Genomic DNA, 24,736 nt, shown 5'->3' with positions numbered 1-24,736 from the left:
CGCATGGTGCGGATCACCCGGTCCAGCGAGATGAAGTGCTCGCCGTCGCCGCGCAAGGCCATCTGCGCCGCGTTGATCGCCTTCACCGCGGCGATCGCGTTGCGCTCGATGCACGGCACTTGCACCAGCCCGCCCACCGGGTCGCAGGTCAGCCCGAGGTTGTGCTCCAGGCCGATCTCAGCCGCGTTCTCCAGCTGCGCCGGGGTCGCCCCGAGCACTTCCGCCAGGCCAGCGGCGGCCATGGCACAGGCCGAGCCCACTTCGCCCTGGCAACCCACTTCGGCACCGGAGATCGAGGCGTTCTTCTTGCACAGGATGCCGACGGCGGCGGCGCCGAGGAAGAAGTGCACCACGTCGTCGTCAGTCGCCTCGGGATTGAAGCGCATGTAGTAGTGCAGCACCGCCGGGATGATCCCCGCTGCACCGTTGGTGGGCGCGGTGACCATGCGCCCGCCGGCGGCGTTTTCCTCGTTCACCGCCAGGGCGTAGAGGTTCACCCACTCCATGGCGCTCATGGTGCTGCCGATCACGTTGGGCTTGCCCAGCTCCTGCAGGCTGCGGTGCAGCTTCGCGGCACGGCGACGCACGTTGAGCCCGCCGGGGAGGATACCTTCCTCGCCCATGCCGTTGCGCACGCATTCCTGCATGGCGTCCCACAGTTTCAGCAGGCCAGCGCGGATCTCCGCCTCGCTGCGCCAGGCCTTCTCGTTGGCCAGCATCAGCTCGGAGATACGCAGGTTGTGGCGCTGGCAGAGTTCCAGCAGTTCTTCGGCACTGGAGAAGTCGTAGGGCAGCTTGGTGGCGTCCTGGTCCAGCTGGCCGGACTTCGCCTGGGCCTCGTCGACGACGAAACCGCCGCCGATGGAGTAGTAGGTGTCGCGGTGCAGTTCGCCGCCCTCGCCTTCGACGATCAGGGTCATGGCGTTGGGGTGATACGGCAGGTTCTCGTCGAGCAGCAGCAGGTCGCGCTGCCAGTCGAAGGCGACCGGGTGGCTGCCGTCCAGCAGCAGTTCGCGGGAGGCCTTCAGCGCCTCGATGCGCGGGGCGATCTGTTTCGGGTCGACCTGGTCCGGCCATTCCCCCATCAGCCCCACCAGGGTGGCGCGGTCGGTGCCGTGGCCGACACCGGTGGCCGACAGCGAGCCATACAGGCGTACTTCGACGCGCGTTACCTGCGCCAGCAAGCCGCGCTCGCGCAGTGCCGTGGCGAACAGCGCCGCCGCCCGCATCGGCCCCACGGTATGCGAACTGGAAGGGCCGATACCGATCTTGAACAGGTCGAAAACGCTGATAGCCACGGGGCAACTCCGATAAGGATCACACTTGTCGGACATGATCGGCATTTCGCCGGAGCGAGGACTTCCCACACCGACTTGCTCGTATCCAAACACGTCGTGGCCGGGAATGGTTCGCTCTGCCCCTACAGAGAGTCGTCGCGACTGAGCATCAGCTTCCCTATGCCAGCCGCGACAGATAAGTTCTGAGTGCGACCGGGTCGGTAGTCAGGCGATGCGTCTGGCCCGCATCATTCCGCCGCCCGGGGGCGGGGGCCTGCAGCAGTCCGACAGCCACGCGAGTCCGGAGAACGACAATAATTCCTGCTGTGGACGGACCCCTTCAATGACTCGACCCACCACGCCCCTGTTCGCAACAACGCTGTTGGCCGCCTCCCTTTTCACCCTCCCCCAAGCCCTGGCCGCCGCCGATCCCGAGCGCTGCTCCACCGTGCAGTTCGCCGATGTCGGCTGGAGCGACATCACGGTCACCACCGCCGTCACCCGCCATGTGCTGAGCGAGCTCGGCTACGTCACCAAGGTCAAGCGCCTGTCGGTGCCGGATACCTACAAGGCCCTCGGCGAAGGCAAGATCGATGTGTTCCTCGGCAACTGGATGCCGAGCATGGAAAACGACATCCGCCCCTATCGGGAGAACGGCACGGTGGAAACCCTGGGGGCCAACCTCGTCGGCGCCAAGTACACCCTGGCGGTCAACCAGGCGGCCTGGGACGGCGGACTGAAGAGCTTCGCCGACCTGGCGAAGTTCAAGGAGCAGCTGGGCGGCAAGATCTATGGCATCGAGCCCGGTAACGACGGCAACAAGCTGATCGGCAAGATGATCCAGGAGAACGCCTTCAGCCTCGGCGGTTTCAAACTCGTGGAGTCCAGCGAAAGCGGCATGCTGTCCCAGGTCAAGCGCGCCGAGCACCTCAACCAGTGGGCGGTCTTCCTCGGTTGGGAACCGCACCCGATGAACAACCAGCTGAACATGCATTACCTGGCCGGCGGCGATGACGTGTTCGGCCCGGACTACGGCGGCGCCACTGTCTATACCAATGTGCGCAAGGGCCTGACCCGGGAGTGCCCCAACCTCGGACGACTGCTGAAAAACCTCAAGTTCAGCCTGGCCATGGAGAACCACCTGATGGAGGCCATACTTAATCAGAGCACCAACCGCAGGCGCGAAGCGAAGGCGTGGCTGAAAGCCAATCCCGACACGCTGACCGCCTGGCTGCAGGGCGTCACCGCGCGTGACGGCGGTCCCCTGCCAACAGCACTCACGCAGGTGGAAGCGCCGTGACACGGCGCATCCAGCGATATCACCGGCCATGTCGCCGCTCAATATATGGACGTCGCAAACCGACAATTGCGAAGGCCTCAAGGCTTTATCGTTGAGTCACCCGATTTCGTCGCTGTCGGTTCCCGTGGACCGACAGACCGCGAGCACTCCGCTCCGGACCGAAGAACACAAGCGGCGACCTCCCCCCGAATAGAGGTCGGCCTAATAAGAAATTTCGGAAGTACGCGCACCTCTGGCCGAGGTGCTGAACCCGCCCAGGGAATGGGTTTCGTAACACTGCCAGAGGGCTGTCAGGTTCTCGAAACATTGTTATCCACACAGGCAAGACAGTCGGCATCACCAGGCTGGGCGTCGTCGAGCGTCCGTTCTGGCTCCGTGTAGCTGACCTGGATGTCTACTGAAGGGGAAATATCCCATGCAGTCTGGAAAGATCGTGGTTCAAAACCTCTACAAGGTTTTCGGGCAACAACCACAAGAAGCAATCGATCTACTCAAGCAAGGCTGGAGCAAGGAAAAGATCCTGGCCGAACGGGGCGCCGTGATCGGCGTCAGCGATGTGTCCTTCAGCGTCAACGAAGGTGAGATCTTCGTGCTAATGGGCCTGTCGGGTTCTGGCAAGTCGACCCTGATTCGTCTGATCAACCGTTTGATCGAACCCACCGCCGGCGATGTGTTCATCGACGGCCAGAACGTCGCCAAGCTGCCCAAGTCGCAATTGATCGACCTGCGCCGCCGCGACATGAGCATGGTGTTCCAGTCCTTCGCGCTGATGCCGTCACGCAGCGTGCTGGACAACGCCGCCTTCGGTCTGGAAGTGGCGGGCAAGGGCAAGAAAGAACGCGAGAAGCGCGCCATGGAAGTGCTGGAGCAGGTTGGCCTGGCCAGCTTCGCCCACAAGTATCCCCATGAGCTCTCCGGCGGTATGCAACAGCGTGTGGGCCTGGCCCGCGCCCTGGCCGTGGACCCGTCGATGATCATCATGGACGAGGCCTTCTCCGCACTCGACCCGCTCAAGCGCCGCGAAATGCAGGACGTGCTGCTGGACCTGCAGAAGAAGCACAGCCGCACCATCATCTTCGTGTCCCACGACATCGAAGAGGCCATGCGCATCGGTTCGCGCATCGGCATCATGGAAGGCGGCAAGCTGATCCAGGTGGGCACGCCCCAGGAGATCATCGAGAACCCCGCCAACGAATACGTGCGCAACTTCTTCAACACGGTCGACACCAGCCGCTACCTCACCGCCGGCCAGCTCAAGTCCGACAGCGTTCCGCTGTTCGTGCACAACGGCAAGGCGCCCGACGCCCAGACGGTCTGCCAGAAGCTGCAGGCCATGGACAAGCACTACGCCTTCATCGTCGACGAGAAGAACAACTTCCGTGGCTCCATCAGCCTGGAAAAGATCGCCCTGCTGGTAGAGGGCGGCCGGACCCTGGATCTGGAGCAGAGCCTGCTCAAGCACATCGACCCGGTACCGGAAGACCTGCCACTCGACAGCGTCATCCAGCGCCTGGTGATAAACGAAGGGCCGATCCCGGTGGTCGACCAGAGTGGCCGCTATAGCGGCGCGATCAGCAAAGGCCGCCTGCTGAGCCGCCTGCGGGGAGAATGACGATGAGCGAGAAACTGGATCTTGGCAGCTGGGTGAATGACGTCGTCCAGCACCTGCTCGAAAACTACAGCGGCGCCTTCGAAAGCGTCGGCAATGTGGTCAGCGGCTTCTCCGAGCTGATTGAGCGCTTCCTGCTCTGGCCGCCGGCCTGGGTGATCATCGCCGTGTTCGTGGGCCTGGGCTTCTGGCGTATCGGCGCCAAGTTCGCTGCCTTCACCGCGGCCTCGCTGATCCTGATCGTGATGACCGGGTTCTGGGAGCAGACCGTGGTCACCCTCGGCCTGACCTTCTCCTCCACCTTGATCAGCCTGCTGCTCGGCATTCCGCTGGGTATCTGGGCCGCCAAGAGCGAGCGCGTGGCCTATGTGATCCGCCCGGTACTGGACTTCATGCAGACCATGCCGGCGTTCGTCTACCTGATTCCGGCAGCGATGCTTTTCGGCCTCGGCCGCGTGCCCGGCATCATCGCCACCGTGATCTTCGCCATGCCCCCGGCGGTGCGCCTGACCGCGCTCGGTATCCGCCAGGTGAACAAGGAAATCGTCGAAGCCGGCCAATCCTTCGGCTGCACCAGCTGGCAACTGCTATACAAAGTGCAGCTGCCGAACGCCATGCCGTCGATCATGGCCGGCGTGAACCAGACCATCATGATGGCGTTGTCCATGGTGATCATCGCGTCGATGGTCGGCGCCGGTGGCCTGGGTAACGACGTGCTCGCCAGTATCCAGCGCCTGGACATCGGCCTGGGCTTCGAGAGCGGCATGGCAGTGGTACTGCTGGCAATCATTCTCGACCGTATCACCGAAAGCTTCGGCACCCGCCAGACCGCGACTCGCGGTCGCGTATTCGGTCGACTCGGCGCCAGATTGCAGCGGCAGCAAGCGCACTAAGAACGCTTCACCTTTCAATGTCAGGGAGTCGCTAATGAAAAAAATGAAGAAAGTCGCTGCACTGGGCCTGCTGGCCTGCGCACTGGCCCAGGGTGCCTGGGCCCAGGAGCCGCAGAGCTGCAAGCAGGTCCGCTTCGCCGAAATCGGCTGGGCCGACATCGCTGCCACCACCGGCGTAGCCATGGTGCTGACCGAAGGACTGGGCTACACCCCGCGCAAGATCATGGCGTCCGTGCCCATCGCCTTCACCGGCGTGAAGAACAAGCAGATCGACGTCTTCCTCGGCTACTGGGCGCCCTCCATGGACGCGGTGATCGAGCCCTTCACCAAGGACAACGGCGTGAAGGTGCTGGCAACCCCGAACCTGGAAGGCGCCAAGTACACCCTGGCGGTTCCCACCTACGCGGCTGACGCCGGCCTGAAGAGTTTCCAGGACATCGCCAAGTTCAAGGACCAGCTCGGCGGCAAGATCTACGGCATCGAACCGGGTAACGACGGCAACCTGCTGATCGACAAGATGATCAAGGGCGACCAGTACGGCCTGGGCCAATTCCGCATGGTCGAGTCTTCCGAAGCCGGCATGCTGGTACAGGTGCAGCGCGCCGTGAAGAAGAAGGAACCGGTGGTGTTCCTGGGCTGGGCACCGCACCCGATGAACACTCAGTTCGACATCACCTACCTGGCCGGTGGCGACGACGTGTTCGGTCCGGACTACGGCGCCGCCAAGGTCTACACCGTGGTGCCGCCGGACTATGAACAGCGTTGCGGCAACGTCGGCAAGCTGCTGAACAATCTGCAGTTCAACGTGCAGATGGAAAGCCAGCTGATGGAGAAGATCCTGGAGAAGGAAGACCCGGTGAAAGTCGCCACCACTTGGCTCAAGGCCAACCCGGCCGTGCTGGACAAGTGGCTCGCCGGCGTCACCACCTTCGATGGCCAGGACGGCGCCGCCGCCGTGAAGAAACACATCGGCCTGTAACACCCCGGGGCTCCTCCCACAGGAGCCCGTTTCCTTGCAATTCGCCAATCGTGGCCCGGCAACGGGTCACGACGGGCACTGTCGCGAACCCCGCCTGAGAACGGGTCACCGACCACGTAGTTGGCTGCCAATCCCACCTGATGGAGCAATACGTATGCGCAAGATGAAATCCCTGTACCTCAAGACCCTCGGCGTCGCCGCCCTTGCCCTCGGCATGGGCATGGCCAACGCCGCTGACAAACCAACCCTGAAGATCGGCTTCGTGAACGGCTGGGACGACAGCGTCGCCGCCACCTACGTCGCCGGCGAAATCCTCAAGGAGAAACTCGGTTACGGCGTCGAACTGAAACCCGTCGAGCCGGCCATCATGTGGCAAGGCGTGGCCCGTGGCGACCTGGACGCCACCCTCTCCGCCTGGCTGCCGGCCACCCACGGCGAGTACTACGCCAAGCTGAAGGACAAGGTCGTGGTGCTGGGCTCGAACTACACCGGCGCCAAGATCGGCCTGATCGTCCCGGACTACGTCCAGGCCAAGTCCATTGAGGACCTGAGCAAGTACAGCAAGGACTTCGACGGCAAGATCACCGGTATCGACGCCGGCGCGGGCGTAATGCGCCGCACCGAAGACGCCATCAAGCAGTACAACCTCGACATCAAGCTGATGCCCAGCTCCGGCCCGGCCATGGCAACCGCCCTGACCCGCGCCGAGAAGGCCCAGAAGCCGATCGTGGTGACCGGCTGGATTCCGCACTGGATGTTCGCCAAGTGGAAACTGCGCTTCCTGGAAGACCCGAAAAAAGTCTATGGCGATGACGAGCACGTCGACACCGTGGTCAACCCTGGCCTGGAAGCCAAAGCCGCCGACGCCACCGCGTTCCTGAAGAAATTCTCCTGGAACGGCGAGGAAGTGGGTGCGGTGATGCTGGCCATCCGCGAAGGCGCCAAGCCGGAAGCTGCCGCCAAGGACTGGATCGCCAAGAACCCGCAACGCGTGGATGAGTGGCTGAAGTAAGCAGCTAGCTCGCCCTGGACGCCCCCGCCGGCCATCGCCCGCGGGGGCGTTCTGTTTTTTGTGGGAGCGATTTCAATCGCGAAGCAGGCCGAAGGCCTGCCCCGGAAAGGCTGGGGCCGCTGCGCGCCCCTTTCGCGATTGAAATCGCTCCTACAGCTGGCACTTCGCCCCTCCCCCGATCAATCCCATCGATTGATCGATCAATCAATTTCCCCCTAGACTGCGCGCTCCCAATTCCCGCACAAAATGGTGGAAATACCCGATGCCCAAGGTCGGAATGCAGCCGATCCGCCGCTCGCAGTTGATCCAGGCCACCCTCGAAGCCGTCGACCAGGTAGGCCTCAGCGATGCCAGCATCGCCTATATCGCCCGTGTTGCCGGGGTCTCCAACGGCATCATCAGCCATTACTTCCAGGACAAGAACGGCCTGCTGGAAGCCACCATGCGCCACTTGATGGCCGCCCTCAGCGGTGCTGTGCGCGAGCGTCGCTCCACCTTGCACGACGACACCCCGCGCGAACACTTGCGGGCCATCGTCGCCGGCAACTTCGACGACAGTCAGGTCAGCGGCCCGGCCATGAAAACCTGGCTGGCCTTCTGGGCTGCCAGCATGCACCAGCCGTCCCTGCGCCGCCTGCAGCGGATCAACGATCACCGCCTGTATTCCAACCTCTGCTGCGAACTGCGCCGTGCCCTGCCCGTGGACCAGGCGCGCTCCGCTGCCCGTGGCCTGGCTGCGCTGATCGACGGCCTGTGGCTGCGCGGCGCCCTCTCGGGCGATGCCTTCAATATCGAGCAGGCGCTGCACATCGCCTATGAGTACCTGGATCAGCAGCTGGCCAAGGCCGAAAGGTAATGCTTTCTTGTGGGAGCGAATTTATTCGCGAATGAATTCGCTCCCACAGGCCAATAAAAAAGCCCGGTCCAAGACCGGGCTTTTTCAATCCAGGCGATTAGCCGATCAGGCCGCTTCGCCATGCAACTGGACGACTTTCGGCTGCTTCGGCGCCTGCTCCATCGCCGCCACATCCGCCTTCATCTGCTTGAGCAGGGCGAACATGTACAGCAGCAACACCACCGAGAACGGCAGGCCAGCCAGCACCACCACCGTCTGCATCGCGGTGAAGTTGCCGGCGAACAGCAGGCCGATGGTCGCCAGGGTCACCACCACGGACCAGAAGATGCGCAGCCAGTTCGGCGCGTCTTCGTCCAGGTCGCCTTCCTCGCGGGACAGGTTGGCCAGCATCACCGAGCCGGAGTCGGCCGGGGTGAGGAAGAGCACGAAGCCGACGCAGATCGACAGGCCGATCACCGCCTTGGCCCAGGGGTAATGCTCCAGCAGCAGGTAGATGGACATGGCCGGCTGCTCCAGCGCCGCCTTGCCGAGGTCCGCCGCGTTCTGGTTCATCACCAGGTCGATGGCGCTGTTGCCGAACACCGACAGCCAGGCCAGGGTGAAGCCCAGCGGAATCAGCAGCACGCCGCTAACCAGTTCGCGCACGGTGCGGCCACGGGAGATACGGGCCACGAACATGCCGACGAAGGGCGCCCAGGAAATCCACCAGGCCCAGTAGAACAGGGTCCACAGGCCCATCCACTCTTCGCTCTTGCCGGACTGGCCGGTGTAGACGTAAAGGTCGAAGGTCTTCAGCACCAGGCCGTTGAGGTAGTCACCCAGGTTCTGCACGAAACCGTTGAGCAGGTGCAGGGTCTGGCCGGCCAGCAGCACGAACACCAGCAGGCCGCTGAACAGGATGATGTTCAGGTTCGACAGGCGACGGATGCCCTTCTCGATGCCCGACACCGCGGCCAGGGTAGCCACCGCGCTCATCACCAGGATCACCGTCAGCAATGCGCCCTGGCTGTGGGGCAGGCCGAACAGGTATTCCAGGCCGGAAGACACCTGCAGCGAACCGATGCCGAGGTTGGTCACCAGGCCCAGCAGGGTCACGAAGATGCCGAAGCAGTCCACCGCGTTACCCACCGAACCTTTCATCCGGCGTTCGCCGAACAGCGGGTAGAGCGCCGAACGCAGCGCCAGCGGCTTGTTGTGGCGATAGGCGAAGTAACCCACCGCCAGGCCCACCAGTGCGTAGATGGCCCAGCCATGCACACCCCAGTGAAGGAAGGTCAGCTGCAACGCCTGGCGTGCGGCGAACTGGCTGCCCGGCAGGCCTTCCGGCGGGTTGTAGAGATGGTCGATGGGCTCAGAGGCCGCGAAGTACAGCAGCGAAATGCCGATGCCCGAGGAAAACAGCATCCCGGCCCAGGCGCCGTAGCTGAAGTCCGGACGGCTGTCGTCGGCGCCCAGGCGCAGATTGCCGTAGCGGGAGAAGGCGACGTAGAGGACGAAGAACAGGTACGCGCCGATGGCCAGCATGTAGTACCAGCCGAAGCTGCGCGACAGCCAGGCCTGGGCCTTGCCGAGCACACTGCCGGCACCTTCCGGGAACGCAATCAAGGCAACCGTGAGAAGCATGATGAGCGCGGTGGATCCGTAGAACACAACCGGATTCAGACGCACCTTCCCGTGGTTTGTTGTTGGAGCTTTACTCATTTGGAAATACCAGGGCAGTGAAAGCAGGCGCCTCATGGACGCAACGACAGACCCGCGCCAGCGGCCGGCGACGGGTGGTTTCCGCCGGCAGAAGGCCTGAAATCAGGTGCGGCGAACTGCCGCATCCCGTTCCATGGTGCGCATCGTATTCTTTGTTGTTTGAACGATCAATCAAAATAAAGTAGGCTGGATTTCAACCCGTCCGGAATGGTTCCGGAAGAGGAGGAAACCCCATGCCAAAAGTCGGAATGCAGCCCCTGCGGCGCACCCAGCTGATCCACGCCACGCTCGAGGCGGTGGACCAGGTCGGCATGGGCGACGCCAGCATTTCCTACATTGCGCGGCTCGCCGGGGTTTCCAACGGCATCATCAGCCACTACTTCCAGGACAAGAACGGCCTGCTGGAAGCCACCATGCGCTTCCTCATGAACGATCTGCAGGACGCGGTGCGCAAGCGCCGCGAGACCATGCGCGACGACAGTGCGCGTGGCTACATCCGCTCCATCATCGACGGCAACTTCGACGAGACCCAGGTCAACGGCCCGGCCATGAAGACCTGGCTGGCGTTCTGGGCCAGCAGCATGCACCAGCCGTCCCTGCGCCGTTTGCAGCGCATCAACGACCTGCGCCTGTACTCGAACCTCTGCTGGCAGTTCCGCCGCGAACTCGATGTGGAAAGCGCGCGTACCGCCGCGCGTGGCCTGGCCGCCCTGATCGACGGCCTCTGGCTGCGCGGCGCGCTCTCCGGCGAATCCTTCGAAACCGAGCAGGCCCGCCTGCTCGCCTACGAATTCCTTGATCAACAACTGGCCAAGCAGGCGGCGTGAACCGCCCGGCAGCCTTGCGAACACAAGACCTAGAGAGGACAACCACCATGGCCCGATTCGAAGAACAGAAGCTCTACATTGGCGGTCGCTACGTCGACGCTACCAGCGGCGCCACCTTCGAGACCGTCAACCCGGCCACTGGTGAAGTCCTGGCCAACGTCCAGCGCGCCAGCAAGGACGACGTCGAGCGTGCCGTCGCCGCTGCCGTCGAAGGCCAGAAAGTCTGGGCCGCGATGACCGCCATGCAGCGCTCGCGCATCCTGCGTCGCGCCGTGGATATCCTCCGTGAGCGCAACGACGAGCTGGCCGCACTGGAAACCCTGGACACCGGCAAGCCCCTGGCCGAAACCAAAGCCGTGGACATCGTCACCGGTGCCGACGTGATCGAGTACTACGCCGGCCTGATCCCCGCCATCGAAGGCGAGCAGATCCCGCTGCGCGAAACCAGCTTCGTCTACACCCGCCGCGAACCCCTGGGCGTGGTCGCCGGTATCGGCGCCTGGAACTACCCGGTGCAGATCGCCATGTGGAAATCCGCCCCGGCGCTCGCCGCCGGCAACGCGATGATCTTCAAGCCCAGCGAAGTCACCCCGCTGACCGCCCTGAAACTGGCCGAGATCTACACCGAAGCCGGCGTACCGGATGGCGTGTTCAACGTCCTCACCGGCAGCGGCCGTGAAGTTGGTCAGTGGCTGACCGAACACCCGCTGATCGAGAAGATTTCCTTCACCGGCGGCACCTCCACCGGCAAGAAGGTGATGGCCAGCGCCTCCAGCTCTTCGCTGAAGGAAGTGACCATGGAACTGGGCGGCAAGTCGCCGCTGATCATTTTCGAAGACGCCGATCTCGACCGCGCAGCCGACATCGCCGTCATGGCCAACTTCTTCAGCTCCGGCCAGGTCTGCACCAACGGCACTCGCGTGTTCGTACCGCGCGCCCTGCAGGCCCGCTTCGAAGACAAGGTGATCGAGCGCGTCAAGCGCATCCGCCTGGGCAACCCGGAAGATGCCAACACCAACTTCGGCCCGCTGACCAGCTTCGCCCACATGGAAAGCGTGCTCGGCTACATCGAAGCCGGCCGCAAGGAAGGTGCCCGCCTGCTGATCGGCGGCGAGCGCGTCACCGACGGTGAATACGCCAAAGGCGCCTACGTGGCCGCAACCGTATTCAGCGACTGCACCGACGACATGACCATCGTCCGCGAAGAAATCTTCGGCCCGGTGATGAGCATCCTGGTGTACGACACCGAAGAAGAAGTCATCCGCCGCGCCAACGACACCGAGTACGGCCTGGCCGCCGGCGTCGTCACCCGCGACCTGGCCCGCGCCCACCGCGTGATCCACAAGCTGGAAGCCGGCATCTGCTGGATCAACACCTGGGGCGAGTCCCCCGCCGAAATGCCGGTGGGCGGTTACAAGCAGTCCGGCGTCGGCCGCGAGAACGGCCTGACCACCCTGGCCCACTACACCCGCATCAAGTCCGTACAGGTCGAGATGGGCGACTACTACTCGGTGTTCTGACCCGAGCCCGCGCCCAGGCGGCCCGGAGCATACCGGGCCGCACCCAAGAACAAGATGCCGTGCCCCGGGGGCGACCCCGGGTTATCTAGCAGGTAAGTCACATGTCCCAAGAATTCGATTACATCATCGTCGGAGCCGGTTCGGCCGGTAACGTGCTGGCCACCCGCCTGACCGAAGATTCCGATGTCAGCGTCCTGCTGCTGGAAGCCGGCGGCCCGGACTACCGCATGGATTTCCGTACCCAGATGCCCGCCGCCCTCGCCTATCCGCTGCAGGGCCGCCGCTACAACTGGGCGTACGAGACCGATCCCGAGCCCTTCATGAACAACCGCCGCATGGAGTGCGGCCGTGGCAAGGGCCTGGGTGGCTCCTCGCTGATCAACGGCATGTGCTACATCCGCGGCAACGCGCTGGACTTCGACGGCTGGGCCAAGACGCCGGGCCTGGAAGACTGGACCTACCTGGACTGCCTGCCCTACTTCCGCAAGGCGGAAACCCGCGACATCGGCCCGAACGACTTCCACGGCGGCGAAGGCCCGGTGAGCGTGACCACGCCCAAGGCCGGCAACAACCCGCTGTTCCACGCCATGGTCGAAGCCGGCGTGCAGGCTGGTTTCCCCCGCACCGAAGACCTCAACGGCTACCAGCAGGAAGGCTTCGGTCCCATGGACCGCACCGTGACCCCGGAAGGCCGCCGTGCCGCCACCGGTCGCGGCTACCTGGACCAGGCACGCAGCCGCCCCAACCTGACCATCGTCACCCACGCCCTGACCGACCGCATCCTGTTCAGCGGCAAGCGGGCCACCGGTGTTGCCTACCTGCAGGGCAACAACGACAACCCCATCACCGTCCGTGCCCGTCGTGAAGTCCTGGTGTGCAGCGGCGCCATCGCCTCGCCGCAACTGCTGCAGCGCTCCGGCGTCGGCCCGGCCGCCCTGCTGCGCGACCTCGACGTACCGGTGGTGCACGACCTGCCGGGCGTGGGCGCCAACCTGCAGGACCACCTGGAGCTCTACCTGCAGTACGCCTGCAAGGAGCCGGTGTCCCTGTTCCCCGCCCTGCAATGGTGGAACCAGCCGGCCATCGGTGCCGAGTGGCTGTTCCTCGGCACCGGGCTCGGCGCCAGCAACCAGTTCGAGGCCGGCGGTTTCATCCGCACCCGCGAGCAATTCGAGTGGCCGAACATCCAGTTCCACTTCCTGCCGGTGGCGATCAACTACAACGGCAGCAACGCGGTGAAGGAACACGGCTTCCAGGCCCACATGGGCTCCATGCGTTCGCCGAGCCGTGGCCGTATCCACCTGAAATCGAAGGACCCGCGCAAGCACCCGAGCATCCTGTTCAACTACATGTCCCACGAACAGGACTGGCAGGAATTCCGCGACGGCATCCGCATCACCCGCGAAATCATGGGCCAGCCGGCGCTGGACCCGTACCGCGGCCGCGAGCTGAGCCCGGGCGCGAACCTCAAGAGCGACGCCGAGCTGGACGAGTTCATCCGTACCCATGCGGAAACCGCCTTCCACCCGTCCTGCTCCTGCAAGATGGGCACCGACGACATGGCGGTGGTGGATGGCCAGGGCCGCGTGCACGGCATGGAAGGCCTGCGGGTGGTGGACGCGTCGATCATGCCGGAGATCATCACCGGCAACCTCAACGCGACCACCATCATGATCGCCGAGAAAATCGCCGATAAGATCCGCAACCGCAAACCGCTGCCGCGTAGCACCGCCAGCTACTACGTGGCCGGCGACAAGCCGGTACGTGGCGCGCCGCTGCGCAAGCTGTAAGGCTCCTGCGAAAAGGAAAAGGCCCCTGGTGCTATGCACCTGGGGCCTTTTTCATTTCCGCGACGCTGCCACCGCCGTTGTGGGAGCGAATTCATTCGCGAAATTGCCTGCACCTGGGCGTCGAGCCACACCGATCCCGTAATCGGTGCGCACAGTGTCCGGCCTGGAGCGGGGAAGTTGCCGGGTAGGGTGCGCCGCGCGCACCAACGTTGACGTCCTACTCCGGCAACTCCTGCCGGATCATCCAGTGTCCGCTGGGCGGCATCAGGTGGCTGATGTCGAAGCGCTTGAAGTTGCCCTTGTCGATCACTTCGATTCGCGGACTGACCCGCTGCGGCGACGGTTTGCCTTCCAGCGCACGTATCGCCAGGTCCACAGCCACCCGCGCCTGAATCACTGGCGCATCCGTAGGCGAAGCCAGGACCGAGCCATCGGCGATGGCTTCCAGCACCCGCTCGGTGGCATAGAGCGAAACCACCTGGGCCTTGTAGCGGCTGCCGCCGGCACGCACCAGCTGGCCGGCGAAGGCCGCCGCCTCTGCATTGCCGAGGATGTAGTCCAGCTCCGGTTCGCGGGCCAGCAACTGGCGCACCAGCACCGCCTGGGTGGATCGGTCCACCGGGCCGTAGCCGCCGTTTATCACCGCCACCTTGCTGCTCACATCCATCTCGGCCAGGCCACGTTCGGCATCGGCCACCCAGCCGGCGTCCTGGGGCCCTGGCAGCCAGCCCACGCGCACCGTTCGCCCCTTGCTGTGTTCGATGATGTAGGCCATGGCGGCCTTGGCCATGTCGGCGAAGTCCACCTGGCTGCGGGCGGTGATGCCGGGGCAGTCGATGCGGTTGATCAGGTCGATCACCGGCACCTTGTCGCGGTGCAGCAGGGCGATCTCGTCGCAGAGCCCCTTGGCGCTGATGGCGGCAATCACATAGGCATCGGCGGCAAGCTGGCCGCAACGGGTGAGTTGCGCACGCTGCATATCGGGATACTGGTAGCCGCCGGCTTCGTATATGCCAAGCTGCACGCCCTGGCGCTGTGCTTCCTCATCCAGGCCCCAGGCCACGCCCCACCAGTAGCGGTCCATGCCGTGGGGCAGCAGGGCGCAGATGCGCCAGGGCTTGCTCGCCCCGGTCAGCGGCTGGTAGCTGGCCTGGCGGCCATCCACCTCGACCTGCAACGGAAACCACTCCGCCGCGACGCAGGAGGTCGCGCTCAGCCAGCTCAACAGCAGGGCACAGAGGGTCCGCATTGGGACATTCCTTCCATGGCAGGAACAGTGGGGTATGGATAGTGGCAAGCCTGACAGCCGGGCGCCAGCACTCCTTGGTCCAAATGTGACCAACTGGCAACCGGACCGGCCTGAGCCTAAAGTGCGCAGGGTCGCCCACTGAAGGATCGTCATGGCCGAACCCGTCTCCCTCGATGCCCGTACCGCCCGCCTGTTGCCCTGGCTGGTGGCGGTAGCCTTCTTCATGCAGGCACTGGACGGCACCATCCTCAACACGGCCCTCCCGGCCATGGCCCGAGACCTGGCGGAGGACCCGCTGCGCATGCAGTCGGTGATCATCGCCTACATGCTCACCGTGGCCCTGCTGATTCCGGCCTCCGGCTGGATCGCCGACCGATTCGGCACGCGCCGGGTGTTCTTCGGCGCGGTGCTGCTGTTCAGCCTCGGTTCGTTGTTCTGCTCCCTGTCATCCACCTTGCCGCAACTGGTGGGCGCCCGGGTGGTGCAGGGACTCGGCGGCGCACTGATGATGCCGGTGGGGCGCCTGGTGGTGCTGCGCGCCTACCCGCGCTCGGAGCTGGTGCGCATCATGAGCTTCATCACCCTGCCCGGCCTGCTCGGCCCACTCATCGGCCCGACCCTGGGCGGCTGGCTGGTGGAGTACGTCTCCTGGCACTGGATCTTCCTCATCAACATTCCGGTGGGTCTGCTCGGCGGCCTGGCCGCCTGGCGGTTCATGCCCGACTTGCGCGGCAGCGGACCGGTGCGCCTGGATCTGGTTGGCTTCCTGCTGTTCGGCACCGCGATGGTGCTGATCACCATCGCCCTGGAAGGCCTGGGCGAGCTGCACCTGCCCCATGTTCGGGTGATGCTCCTGCTGCTCGGCGGCCTGGCTTGCCTGGCCGCGTACTGGCTGCACGCGGTGCAGGTGGAAAGCCCCTTGTTCGCGCCCTCGCTGTTTCGCACGCGCACCTTCGCGGCCGGCATCCTGGGCAACCTGTTCTCACGCCTGGGCAGCGGCGCGCTGCCCTTCCTCACACCGCTGCTGCTGCAAGTGGCCCTGGACTACTCGCCGGCCAAGGCGGGCATGACCATGATCCCCCTCGCTATCTCCGCGATGCTCGCCAAGCCCCTGGCCAAACCGTTGCTGGACCGCCTCGGCTACCGCCGCCTGTTGCTCGGCAACACCTTGTTGCTCGGCGGGATGATCGCCAGCCTGGCGCTGATCGACACCGACACACCCTACCCGCTGCTGCTCCTGCACCTGGGCGCCCTGGGGGCGGTGAACTCGATGCAGTTCACCGCGATGAACACCGTCACCCTGCTCGACCTCGACGACCAACAGGCCAGCAGCGGCAACAGCCTGCTCTCGGTGGTGATGCAGCTGGCCATGAGCCTGGGCGTTGCGGTGGCGGCGGCATTGCTCGGCGGCTTCGGCAAGCCGGATGCGGAGAGCGTGCTGGAGGCCTTCCAGGCCACCTATCTGTGCGTTGGCGTACTGACCCTGCTGGCGGCGGCGATTTTCTTCCAGTTACCACCGGACAGCGGCCGCGCCGTGCACCATGTGGGCCGCGATATCGACGAGTGACGGGGGTGGCGTGCCACGGCCTGCTAAACTGCGCGCCATTTAGACTTTCAGGCTCCCCCCGTGACCACCACCGCCTTTACTTCCCTGCCCCTCTCCGAGGCCACCCTGGCCAACCTGGAAACCCTGGGCTACCGCGACATGACGCCGATCCAGGCCCAGGCCCTGCCGCTGATCCTCAAGGGCCAGGACCTTATCGCCCAGGCCAAGACTGGCAGCGGCAAGACCGCAGCCTTCGGCATCGGTCTGCTGGAGCCGCTCAATCCGCGCTACTTCGGCTGCCAGGCGCTGGTGCTCTGCCCGACTCGCGAGCTGGCCGACCAGGTGGCCAAGGAAATCCGCCGCCTGGCCCGAGGCCACGGCAACATCAAGGTGCTGACCCTCTGCGGCGGCGTGCCCTTCGGCCCGCAAGTGGGCTCGCTGGAACACGGCGCCCACGTCATCGTCGGCACGCCAGGCCGGGTCCAGGAGCACCTGCGCAAGGCCACCCTGGTGCTCGACGGTCTCAACACCCTGGTGCTGGACGAAGCCGACCGCATGCTCGACATGGGCTTCTACGACAGCATCGCCGACATCATCGGCCAGCTCCCGGCACGCCGGCAGACCCTGCTGTTCTCCGCCACCTACCCGGCAGGCATCGCGCAACTGGCCAAGACCTTCATGCGCGATCCGCAGCAGGTGAAGGTCGAGGCCCTGCACGACGACAGCCAGATCGAGCAGCGCTTCTACGAGATCGATCCGCGCCAGCGCATGGACGCCGTGCTGCGCCTGCTGCAGAGCAATCGCCCGCAGTCCTGCGTCGCCTTCTGCCACACCCGCCAGCAGTGCCAGGAGCTGGAAGCCCACCTGCGCGACAACGGCGTGTCCGCGCAGTCGCTGCATGGCGACCTGGAACAGCGCGAGCGTGACCAGGTGCTGGCGCTGTTCGCCAACCAGAGCTGCAGCGTGCTGGTCGCCACCGACGTCGCCGCCCGCGGCCTGGACATCGCCAACCTGGAAGCCGTCATCAACGTCGAACTGTCCCGCGACCCCGAGGTGCATATCCACCGCGTCGGCCGCAGTGGCCGCGCCGGCGAGAAGGGCCTGGCCCTGAGCCTGGTGGCGCCAGCCGAAGCCAACCGCGCCCAGGCCATCGAGGATCTGCAACAGGCGCCGTTGAACTGGCAGCGCATCGACGAGCTGATCGTGAAGAACCGCGATCCCCTGCTGCCGCCCATGGCCACCCTGTGCATCAACGGCGGTCGCAAGGAAAAGCTGCGCCCCGGCGACATCGTCGGCGCCCTCACCGGCGAAGCCGGGATTCCGGGCAGCCAGGTGGGCAAGATCGCCATCTTCGACTTCCAGGCCTTCGTCGCCGTGGAACGCGGCATCGCCAAGCAGGCGCTCAAGCGTCTCAGCGAAGGGAAGATCAAGGGGCGTAGCTACAAGGTCCGCATCCTCTGACGGCACTCGACATGCCGGGCTGAACGCAGTCATTCCGACGCGCAGCAGGTCCTTTCGGGGGCAGGTAGGCCGTGGCGGGCGAAGATGGCCTGATAGGTGCCGTCGTCGCGCATGGCCTGCATCGCCCGGTTGAACTCATCCACCAGTTGCTGATGACGCGGGTGGCTGCGGCGTACCAGGATGTGCAGGCCGTTCTCGCTGAGCGGCCGAGGCAGGAACTCCAACTGGTCTCGAACGCCCGCCAACTCGCGGCCGAGGTAGTAGCGCGCCACCAGATCGTCTTCCAGGGTCAGCTGTACTCGCCCGGCGGCCAGCATCCGCGCGGCCATCTGGAAGCCCTTCACCGCCACCTTGTTCAGGCTGGTGTCGGCATCGAAACTCGGCAGGTAGCTGTATCCGCGCACCACGGCGATGCTGTAGCGCTTGAGGTCGGCCGGCGTCCGGAAGTCGACGTCGCTGCCCTTGCGCTTGAGGAAGAGAATGCGATTGGTCAGGTAAGGCTGGGAGAACTGGCCGAAGCGCGCGCGTTCATCGCTGTACCAGGCGTTGACGATCAAGTCGTAATCCCCCACCTGGACTCCACGCAAGGCACGGGCCCAGGGCACTTCGACATATTCCGGGCGGTGTCCGGCGCGCTTCAACGCGGTGCTCACCAGCTCGGCCGCCAGCCCGTTACCCGGCAGTCTCGCATCGGTGAAGGGGGGCCAGACGTCGGCGGCCATGCGCAAGGTTTCAGCGTAGGCGCTTGCGGTAGCGAGCAGCAGGGCGAACAGGGCAAAACCACAGCGTCGTCTCATGCAGGGGCATCCGAGAACAGGTTTGGCCAGCGGGTTCGCCAAGACTGCACCAAAATACGGGTGGCCACCAGCGCGCCCAGGTACTCCCGTGCCTGATTTTTTCATTCCTTTCCATGTGACTCCCGCCGTCGCCCGGCATCGAATGCGACAGGGTGGCTGACAGCGCCTCCCGCTCACCTTAGGCTGTCGCCAGCAGCACAGCCGTAACGGACATTCGCCCACAAGGCCCCTATGCCCCCGACCCGATTCAATGAAACGCTGCGCCGCCTCTGGGCGCTCGACAAGTTCAGCTACAGCCTGCGCGTCTTCGTCGCCCTCACCGGAAGCATGGCGCTGTGCTGGCAGCAGGACCGCATGGACCTGCTCATCCCCCTATTTCTCGGCATCATCGCCAGCGCCCTGGCGGAAACCGACGACAGCTGGCAGGGACGTCTCACTGCACTGCTGGTGACCCTCGGCTGCTTCAGCGTCGCCTCGCTCTCGGTGGAACTGCTGTTCCCCTACCCCTGGGTCTTCGTCGGCGCCCTGGCCCTGGCCAGTTTCGGCCTGACCATGCTCGGCGCCCTCGGTGAGCGCTACGCCACCATCGCCTCGGCGACGCTGATCCTTTCCATCTACACCATGATCGGCGTGGACCAGCGCGATGGCGCGCCCACCAATCTCTGGCAGGAACCCGTGCTGCTGGTGGCCGGCGCCGCCTGGTACGGCCTGCTGTCGGTGCTCTGGCAGGCCGTCTTCACCCACCAGCCGGTGCAGCAGAGCCTGGCCAAGCTGTTCCGTGAACTGGGGCAGTACCTCAAGCTGAAATCCGCGTTGCTGGAGCCGGTGCGCCAGCTCGACGTGGAAGCACGACGCCTGGAGCTGGCACGGCAGAACGGCAAGGTGGTGGCGGCGCTCAATGCGGCCAAGGAGATCATCCTGCACCGCGTCGGCAATGGCCGGCCGGGCCCCAAGGTGAGTCGCTACCTCAAGCTCTATTTCCTCGCCCAGGACATCCACGAACGCGCCAGTTCCTCCCACTACGCCTACAACGAACTGGCCGAAGCCTTCTTCCACAGCGATGTGCTGTTCCGCTGCCAGCGCCTGCTGCGCCAGCAGGGCGGCGCCTGCCAGGCCCTGGGCCGAGCCATCCGAATGCGCCAGCCGTTCGACTACCTGGACGGCGCCCAGGCTCTGGAAGACCTGAACAAATCCCTGGAACACCTGCGCATCCAGAGCAACCCGGCCTGGCGCGGCCTGCTGCGCTCGCTCAACGCCCTGGCGCGCAACCTCGCCACCCTCGACCGCCTGCTGATCGATGCCAGCAACCCTGACGCCCTCGCCGAAGCCCAGGATGCCAGCCTGCTGGACCGCTCGCCCAAGGGCCCGAAGGACGTCTGGGAACGCCTCAAACAGAACCTCACGCCCACGTCCCTGGTGTTCCGCCACGCCCTGCGCATGGCTGTCGCACTGACCGCCGGCTATGGCGTGCTGCACCTGATCCACCCCGAGCAGGGCTACTGGATCCTGCTGACCACGGTGTTCGTCTGCCAGCCCAACTTCGGCGCCACCCGGCGCAAGCTGGTGCAGCGGATCGCCGGTACCCTACTCGGCCTGGCACTGGGCTGGGCGTTGTTCGACCTGTTCCCCAGCGCCCTGGTGCAGTCCGCATTCGCCGTGATCGCCGGGGTGATCTTCTTCGCCAACCGTGCGACCCGCTACACCCTGGCCACCGCCGCGATCACCCTGATGGTGCTGTTCTGCTTCAACCAGGTCGGCAACAGCTACGGCCTGTTCCTGCCGCGCTTCGTGGACACCCTGCTCGGCGCCCTGATCGCCGGCCTCGCGGTGATCTTCATCCTGCCCGACTGGCAGGGCCGCCGGCTCAACCAGGTGGTGGCCAACACCCTCGCCTGCAACAGCCGCTACCTGCGGCAGATCATGCAGCAGTACGCCAGCGGCAAACGCGACGACCTGGCCTACCGCCTGGCCCGGCGCAACGCCCACAACGCCGACGCGGCACTGTCCACCACGCTGTCCAACATGCTCATGGAGCCGGGCCACTTCCGGAAGGAGGCCGATGTCGGCTTCCGCTTCCTGGTGCTCTCCCACACCCTGCTCAGCTACCTCTCCGCACTCGGCGCCCATCGCAGCGAAACGCCGGGCGAAGCCCTGACACCGACCATCAACCAAGCCGCCGAACAGATTGCCGAAAGCCTGGACTGCATCGCCCAGGGCCTGACCGACCGCCGTCCGATCAGTATTCATCGCGATGAGGAGGATGCCCTCGCCAAGACCCTGGAGCAGCTACCCGAAGACATGGACGACCGCCCCCGTCTGGTGCAGACCGAGCTTGGGCTTATCTGCCGGCAGCTGGGGGCGCTGAGGACGCTGGCGGCGCATTTGTTGAATGAGGGGAAGGTGGTGTAGGGGAGCAATCCCAGGCTTGCAGCGCAATTCTTGTGGGAGCGAATTCATTCGCGAATGCTTTCCCACACGGAGTATGGGCTCCGCCGCTCACGACCTTCAGTGAATTCCCTGCCCGGGCAAGCACCAGCTTCCATAGCAGGCTTTTAAAGTCTTTGCCTTCGTAACCAGGAGGCAATGGAAATGCCAAGCAAGAAACTCAGGGTGGGCAGGCGATCTTTACCCGGACAGATCTACCACATCACAACCAGCACGGAAGGCCGCCGGCCACTGTTCAGGGACTTCACCCACGCTCGTATCGCTGTCGCCGAGCTACGTCGCCTGCATGAGCAGAACGTGATCGACTCACTGGCCTGGGTACTGATGCCGGACCATTTGCATTGGTTGTTTCAACTCAGGGGGCCAATTCCCCTTTCCACCGTCGTGAAAGTGTTCAAGGGCCGATCTGCGAGACAGCTCGGAATGCAGACGAGCATCGACGGTGTGGTCTGGCAAGCAGGGTTCCATGACCACGGTTTGCGGCGGGATGAAGATCTCTTGAAAGTCGCCCGCTATATCGTGTCCAACCCTTTGCGGGCAGGGCTGGTGGAGCAGATTGGCGACTATCCGTTCTGGGACGCGCACTGGCTCTGATTGATCTCGATCCTGTAGGAGCGAATTCCTTCGCGAAAGCCGCACAGCGGCTCCTGACCCGCAGGCCTGCGGCCTGAATCGCGAATGAATTCGCTCCCACAAGTTGGGGGTCTGAACGCCTCCTCCTTTACTCCCCCATCAACTCCCTGATCGTCTCCCCCACCATCCGCACGGCGGCTTCGATGCTTGGGGTGGGCTTGGAGGAGTAGTTCATCCGCAGGCAGTTCCGGTATTTGCCGGAGGCGGAGAAGATGCTGCCGGCGGCGATCTGTACGCCTTTGGGCAACAGGGCGCGGTTGAGAAGCAGGGTGTCGAAATCCTCGGGCAGTTCCACCCAGAGCATGAAGCTGCCCTGGGGCCGGCTGGCGCGGGTGCCTTCGGGGAAGTAGCGCATCACCCAGTCGATCATCTGGTCACGGCTGTTCTGGTACTGGCTGCGCATGCGCCGCAGGTGCGGTTCGTAGTGACCGTTGGCGATGAAGTCGGCCAGCGCCAGTTGCGGCTGGGTGGCGGTGGCGCCGGTGGAGATGTACTTCATGTGCAGCACCCGGTCGAGGTAGCGGCCGGGGGCGATCCAGCCGACGCGGATACCCGGCGCCACAGTCTTGGAGAAGGAGCTGCAGAGCAGCACGCGGCCATCGGCATCGAAGGACTTGATGGTGCGCGGGCGCGGGTACTGGTAGGCGAGGTCGCCGTAGACGTCGTCCTCCAGGATTGGCACGTCATAACGCTGGGCCAGGGTGACCAGGGCGCGCTTGCGTGCCTCCGGCATGATGTAGCCGAGCGGGTTGTTGCAGTTGGGGGTGAGCTGGATCAGTTTGATTGGCCACTGTTCCAGGGCCATTTCCAGCGCCTCCAGGCTGATGCCATTGAGCGGGTCGGTGGGCAGTTCCAGGGCCTTCATGCCGAAGCCCTTCAAGGTCTGCATGGCGCCGTGGAAGCTCGGCGAATCCACCGCGACTATGTCCCCCGGCTCGCAGGTGGAGCGGATCGCCACCGACAGCGCCTCGTGGCAACCGGTGGTGATGACGATGTCGCTGGCGGGGATCTGGCAGCCGGAATCCAGCGCCAGGCGCGCCACCTGTTCACGCAGGGCCTGGGTGCCGTAGATGCTGTCGTAGTACAGACCGCTGCCGTCCTGGCGCCGGCTTATCTGGCCGAGGCTGCGCAGCAAAGGCTTCAAGGTCGGGCTGGTGATGTCCGGCATGCCTCGGCCAAGCTGGAGCACATTGTCCTTGGCGCTGCGCTTGATCAGGTCGAGTACGTCATTCCACTGCGAGACATCCACCGGCCGTTGCGGTGCGCGGCTCACCGCTGGCAGCGCCGGCGTCTGGCGGCGCGGCGGCACGAAGTAACCGGACTTCGGCCGCGGCTCGGCCAGGCCGCTGTCTTCGAGAATCCGGTAGGCCTGCTGCACCGTACTCAGGCTCACGCCGTGCTCCAGGCTCAGGGCTCGTACCGATGGCAGGCGGTCGCCGGGGCGGTAGTACCCGTGCTCAATACGTTCGCCCAGGGTCTCGGCCAGCTTGATGTAGAGCTTCATGACAGTCTCCCGAATCGGCACATATCCGCAGCAGAACCATTACAGATGATCCTGAAACGGAGGATTCAGATAGGAAATCACGCAATCTGTATGAAAAAAATATACAGATCGTGAATCTGTATTGTGATTTCGCCGACGGACATCATGGTTCCACCCCGATCCACCAAGGGCATGAGGAACGCAATGATGAACGGCCTGAGCGATGTACGTCTGACTCTCCAAGCACGGGAACTGGAACAGGAGCAGCGCGCCACTGTTTCCCTGGCACCGGCACGGCTGGGCGATCGCTGGTACCGCTTCTGGATGCGCCTGCATACCCGCCGCCAGCTCCTGGAGCTGGACGATCACGCCCTGAGGGACGTTGGCCTGAGCCGCGCGCAGGCGCTGGAGGAAGCCCTCAAGCCCTTCTGGAAGCGCTAGGGCCAGGGCTTCCAGTCGCTGGACAACCTGTTCAGCGGCGCCTGCAATTTCTCGAAGCCCGGCTGCTTCTGCAGCTTGCCCAGGGCTTCCATGAGGCGCCGGTCCACCTGGGCGCCACGCAGGTTGTCCGGCACCAGCCAGCGCACCGGATAGAGACCGAAATCCTGGGCCCGCAACTGCTCACGCAGGCCCAGGCGGTCGATCTCGTGTTCCGTCTGGTTCACCGCGAACACGTAGCCGTCGAGTCGCCCGCGCACCAGCTTTTGCAGGCTGCCCTCGATGCTGTTGCCGGAGAGCGCCGGGAACCCCAGCCAGGGCGCATGGGCGCGATCGGTCTCAATCCGATAGGGATAGGCCAGGGTCCGCAAGGCCGTGGGCACGGTAGGCATGGCGAGCTGCTCCTGCAATTCGTCCAGTCGCCAACTCCGCCCCAACAGGGGCTTCAGCTGTGCCTGCTGAGCGGCGTCCATGCCGCTGGCGGCCAGACGCTCGGCACTGAGCACGTGGGCCGGGTCGAGCAGTTGGGCGACGCTGAGGGCATTGCCACGCTGGGTGAACAGGCCGAAGCGCACCTGCCAGAGACGGCCCGAGCCATAGCGCAATCCGGCCGGCAGGCGCGGCAGATTGCCAAGAAAGGGCACCTGGAACTCGCACTGGCCGTTCTGCAGCAGATGGAAGGTGCGGGCGAAGGGGGTGATCTGCAGCTCGAAGTCGATGTCCGGCAATTGCGCGTCCAGCGCGCGGAGCAGGTCCGGCAGGGGGCCGGTACCGTTCGCCTCGGCCAGCCCCGGAACCTCTGCCACCGCTACCCGCCACTGCTCAGCAGCCGTGACCGCATGAGCCCAGGCCAGGCACAGGCTGAGGCAGAGCAGCGGTAGTCGGCGCATGGATCACCCAGGAGCGAGCGGTACGCCTGA

General features: G+C 64.8%; 20 protein-coding genes. 14 read left to right on the top strand and 6 right to left on the bottom strand.

Annotation, left to right across the window (positions count from 1 at the left end; genetic code table 11):
• Positions 1-1,298: L-serine ammonia-lyase (locus tag E8E91_RS09525; protein ID WP_280375542.1), on the bottom strand; the 1,298-nt coding region annotated here is incomplete at its 3' end.
• 322 nt (positions 1,299-1,620) lie between these two features.
• Between E8E91_RS09525 and E8E91_RS09520 the strand changes: the two genes are divergently transcribed.
• The 6 genes from E8E91_RS09520 (at position 1,621) to betI (E8E91_RS09495) (ending at position 7,926) form a co-directional block, all read left to right on the top strand.
• Positions 1,621-2,577, top strand: a complete 957-nt coding sequence (locus E8E91_RS09520; protein ID WP_280375541.1) for a choline ABC transporter substrate-binding protein — start codon at positions 1,621-1,623, stop codon at positions 2,575-2,577.
• Between the two features lie 415 nt (positions 2,578-2,992).
• A complete protein-coding gene (locus tag E8E91_RS09515; RefSeq protein WP_280370939.1) occupies positions 2,993-4,189 on the top strand; it encodes a glycine betaine/L-proline ABC transporter ATP-binding protein in 1,197 nt (398 codons plus the stop codon).
• A 2-nt stretch (positions 4,190-4,191) separates the two neighbouring features.
• Positions 4,192-5,079, top strand: a complete 888-nt coding sequence (locus E8E91_RS09510) for a proline/glycine betaine ABC transporter permease (RefSeq protein WP_190833384.1) — start codon at positions 4,192-4,194, stop codon at positions 5,077-5,079.
• Positions 5,080-5,113: 34 nt separating this feature from the next.
• On the top strand, positions 5,114-6,058 hold the full coding sequence (locus E8E91_RS09505; protein ID WP_280375540.1) for a choline ABC transporter substrate-binding protein: 945 nt from the start codon (positions 5,114-5,116) through the stop codon (positions 6,056-6,058).
• 154 nt (positions 6,059-6,212) lie between these two features.
• Positions 6,213-7,070, top strand: coding sequence for a glycine betaine ABC transporter substrate-binding protein (locus E8E91_RS09500; protein ID WP_280375539.1), 858 nt, complete (start codon positions 6,213-6,215; stop codon positions 7,068-7,070).
• A 262-nt stretch (positions 7,071-7,332) separates the two neighbouring features.
• Complete coding sequence (gene betI / locus E8E91_RS09495; protein WP_280375538.1) at positions 7,333-7,926, top strand: transcriptional regulator BetI; 594 nt, start codon at positions 7,333-7,335, stop codon at positions 7,924-7,926.
• A gap of 105 nt (positions 7,927-8,031) precedes the next feature.
• Here the strand turns inward: betI (E8E91_RS09495) and E8E91_RS09490 are convergent, their stop codons facing one another.
• Positions 8,032-9,576: a BCCT family transporter gene (locus E8E91_RS09490; RefSeq protein ID WP_280375537.1), complete on the bottom strand. Its 1,545-nt coding sequence runs from the start codon at positions 9,574-9,576 to the stop codon at positions 8,032-8,034.
• A gap of 284 nt (positions 9,577-9,860) precedes the next feature.
• On the opposite strand from E8E91_RS09490, the gene betI (E8E91_RS09485) reads away from it, so the two are divergent.
• The 3 genes from betI (E8E91_RS09485) to betA all read left to right on the top strand — a co-directional run bounded on the left by betI (E8E91_RS09485) (position 9,861) and on the right by betA (position 13,764).
• Positions 9,861-10,454 (top strand): transcriptional regulator BetI, encoded by a 594-nt coding sequence (betI, locus tag E8E91_RS09485; RefSeq protein ID WP_280375536.1) that lies wholly within the window; start codon positions 9,861-9,863, stop codon positions 10,452-10,454.
• A gap of 47 nt (positions 10,455-10,501) precedes the next feature.
• A complete protein-coding gene (betB, locus tag E8E91_RS09480; RefSeq protein WP_271471706.1) occupies positions 10,502-11,974 on the top strand; it encodes a betaine-aldehyde dehydrogenase in 1,473 nt (490 codons plus the stop codon).
• Between the two features lie 101 nt (positions 11,975-12,075).
• Complete coding sequence (gene betA, locus E8E91_RS09475; protein WP_280375535.1) at positions 12,076-13,764, top strand: choline dehydrogenase; 1,689 nt, start codon at positions 12,076-12,078, stop codon at positions 13,762-13,764.
• A 217-nt stretch (positions 13,765-13,981) separates the two neighbouring features.
• Here the strand turns inward: betA and torT are convergent, their stop codons facing one another.
• The gene (gene torT, locus E8E91_RS09470) at positions 13,982-15,013 is read right to left on the bottom strand and encodes a TMAO reductase system periplasmic protein TorT (protein WP_280375534.1); all 1,032 of its coding nucleotides are present in this window, start codon (positions 15,011-15,013) and stop codon (positions 13,982-13,984) included.
• 151 nt (positions 15,014-15,164) lie between these two features.
• On the opposite strand from torT, the gene mdtD reads away from it, so the two are divergent.
• Both mdtD and dbpA read left to right on the top strand, forming a co-directional pair.
• Positions 15,165-16,580 carry a multidrug transporter subunit MdtD gene (gene mdtD / locus E8E91_RS09465; protein WP_280375533.1) on the top strand — a complete coding sequence of 472 codons (1,416 nt, stop codon included), beginning with the start codon at positions 15,165-15,167 and terminating at the stop codon, positions 16,578-16,580.
• A gap of 60 nt (positions 16,581-16,640) precedes the next feature.
• Positions 16,641-18,020 carry an ATP-dependent RNA helicase DbpA gene (dbpA, locus tag E8E91_RS09460; protein WP_280375532.1) on the top strand — a complete coding sequence of 460 codons (1,380 nt, stop codon included), beginning with the start codon at positions 16,641-16,643 and terminating at the stop codon, positions 18,018-18,020.
• Positions 18,021-18,049: 29 nt separating this feature from the next.
• Here dbpA and E8E91_RS09455 read toward each other — a convergent pair whose 3' ends face one another.
• On the bottom strand, positions 18,050-18,817 hold the full coding sequence (locus tag E8E91_RS09455; protein ID WP_280375531.1) for a transporter substrate-binding domain-containing protein: 768 nt from the start codon (positions 18,815-18,817) through the stop codon (positions 18,050-18,052).
• A 231-nt stretch (positions 18,818-19,048) separates the two neighbouring features.
• On the opposite strand from E8E91_RS09455, the gene yccS reads away from it, so the two are divergent.
• Both yccS and E8E91_RS09445 read left to right on the top strand, forming a co-directional pair.
• Positions 19,049-21,226 (top strand): YccS family putative transporter, encoded by a 2,178-nt coding sequence (gene yccS / locus E8E91_RS09450; RefSeq protein ID WP_280375530.1) that lies wholly within the window; start codon positions 19,049-19,051, stop codon positions 21,224-21,226.
• A 180-nt stretch (positions 21,227-21,406) separates the two neighbouring features.
• Positions 21,407-21,856 (top strand): transposase, encoded by a 450-nt coding sequence (locus E8E91_RS09445; RefSeq protein WP_178119260.1) that lies wholly within the window; start codon positions 21,407-21,409, stop codon positions 21,854-21,856.
• 127 nt (positions 21,857-21,983) lie between these two features.
• Here the strand turns inward: E8E91_RS09445 and E8E91_RS09440 are convergent, their stop codons facing one another.
• On the bottom strand, positions 21,984-23,399 hold the full coding sequence (locus E8E91_RS09440; RefSeq protein WP_280375529.1) for a PLP-dependent aminotransferase family protein: 1,416 nt from the start codon (positions 23,397-23,399) through the stop codon (positions 21,984-21,986).
• Between the two features lie 186 nt (positions 23,400-23,585).
• Here E8E91_RS09440 and E8E91_RS09435 point away from each other — a divergent pair, with 186 nt between their 5' ends.
• Positions 23,586-23,819, top strand: a complete 234-nt coding sequence (locus E8E91_RS09435; RefSeq protein ID WP_280375528.1) for a DUF1127 domain-containing protein — start codon at positions 23,586-23,588, stop codon at positions 23,817-23,819.
• Here E8E91_RS09435 and E8E91_RS09430 read toward each other — a convergent pair.
• Positions 23,816-24,706 (bottom strand): hypothetical protein, encoded by an 891-nt coding sequence (locus E8E91_RS09430; RefSeq protein ID WP_280375527.1) that lies wholly within the window; start codon positions 24,704-24,706, stop codon positions 23,816-23,818. The genes E8E91_RS09435 and E8E91_RS09430 overlap by 4 nt on opposite strands.
• Positions 24,707-24,736 lie beyond the last annotated feature (30 nt).

The organism is Pseudomonas sp. BN515, from assembly GCF_029873155.1.
GTDB lineage: Bacteria > Pseudomonadota > Gammaproteobacteria > Pseudomonadales > Pseudomonadaceae > Metapseudomonas.
This window is presented reverse-complemented; position numbering and strand designations above follow the sequence as displayed.

Bases quoted from the DNA above. Each gene is read 5' to 3' on its own strand.
- betI (WP_280375538.1), top strand. From the start codon at position 7,333: ATGCCCAAGGTCGGAATGCAGCCGATCCGCCGCTCGCAGTTGATCCAG.
- E8E91_RS09445 (WP_178119260.1), top strand. From the start codon at position 21,407: ATGCCAAGCAAGAAACTCAGGGTGGGCAGGCGATCTTTACCCGGACAG.
- torT (WP_280375534.1), bottom strand. From the start codon at position 15,013: ATGCGGACCCTCTGTGCCCTGCTGTTGAGCTGGCTGAGCGCGACCTCC.
- E8E91_RS09455 (WP_280375531.1), bottom strand. From the start codon at position 18,817: ATGAGACGACGCTGTGGTTTTGCCCTGTTCGCCCTGCTGCTCGCTACC.
- E8E91_RS09435 (WP_280375528.1), top strand. From the start codon at position 23,586: ATGAACGGCCTGAGCGATGTACGTCTGACTCTCCAAGCACGGGAACTG.
- yccS (WP_280375530.1), top strand. From the start codon at position 19,049: ATGCCCCCGACCCGATTCAATGAAACGCTGCGCCGCCTCTGGGCGCTC.
- E8E91_RS09520 (WP_280375541.1), top strand. From the start codon at position 1,621: ATGACTCGACCCACCACGCCCCTGTTCGCAACAACGCTGTTGGCCGCC.
- betI (WP_280375536.1), top strand. From the start codon at position 9,861: ATGCCAAAAGTCGGAATGCAGCCCCTGCGGCGCACCCAGCTGATCCAC.
- betB (WP_271471706.1), top strand. From the start codon at position 10,502: ATGGCCCGATTCGAAGAACAGAAGCTCTACATTGGCGGTCGCTACGTC.
- betA (WP_280375535.1), top strand. From the start codon at position 12,076: ATGTCCCAAGAATTCGATTACATCATCGTCGGAGCCGGTTCGGCCGGT.
- E8E91_RS09505 (WP_280375540.1), top strand. From the start codon at position 5,114: ATGAAAAAAATGAAGAAAGTCGCTGCACTGGGCCTGCTGGCCTGCGCA.
- E8E91_RS09510 (WP_190833384.1), top strand. From the start codon at position 4,192: ATGAGCGAGAAACTGGATCTTGGCAGCTGGGTGAATGACGTCGTCCAG.
- E8E91_RS09500 (WP_280375539.1), top strand. From the start codon at position 6,213: ATGCGCAAGATGAAATCCCTGTACCTCAAGACCCTCGGCGTCGCCGCC.
- mdtD (WP_280375533.1), top strand. From the start codon at position 15,165: ATGGCCGAACCCGTCTCCCTCGATGCCCGTACCGCCCGCCTGTTGCCC.
- E8E91_RS09430 (WP_280375527.1), bottom strand. From the start codon at position 24,706: ATGCGCCGACTACCGCTGCTCTGCCTCAGCCTGTGCCTGGCCTGGGCT.
- E8E91_RS09440 (WP_280375529.1), bottom strand. From the start codon at position 23,399: ATGAAGCTCTACATCAAGCTGGCCGAGACCCTGGGCGAACGTATTGAG.
- E8E91_RS09515 (WP_280370939.1), top strand. From the start codon at position 2,993: ATGCAGTCTGGAAAGATCGTGGTTCAAAACCTCTACAAGGTTTTCGGG.